Source organism: Citrobacter sp. TBCS-14, assembly GCF_005280805.1.
GTDB lineage: Bacteria > Pseudomonadota > Gammaproteobacteria > Enterobacterales > Enterobacteriaceae > Citrobacter > Citrobacter gillenii.
The window spans coordinates 1-206 of record NZ_SZWM01001061.1; the positions used below are offsets into that span (position 1 = coordinate 1).

At 50.0% G+C, this 206-nt stretch carries 1 pseudogene; it reads left to right on the forward strand.

Annotated elements, in window-relative coordinates:
- A pseudogene (locus FDX22_RS23935) lies at nt 1-206 on the forward strand (amino acid permease); the annotation flags it as partial.

A 206-nucleotide genomic window follows, 5' to 3' on the forward strand; every position in this document is an offset into this window, starting at 1 on the left:
GGAATATGTCTTCATTCGTAACCGCTCTCTGGCGATGACGGTGGGAATTTGGTGTTTTGCGTTTACTGCGTTTGCTTGCCTCACGGGGATCTTTCCGAAAATGGAAGCCTTTACTCCAGAGTGGACATTCCAGCTCACATTGAACATTGTGACGCCGTTTGTGCTGGTTGGGCTGGGATTGATTTTCCCGCTGCTGGCAAGAAGAG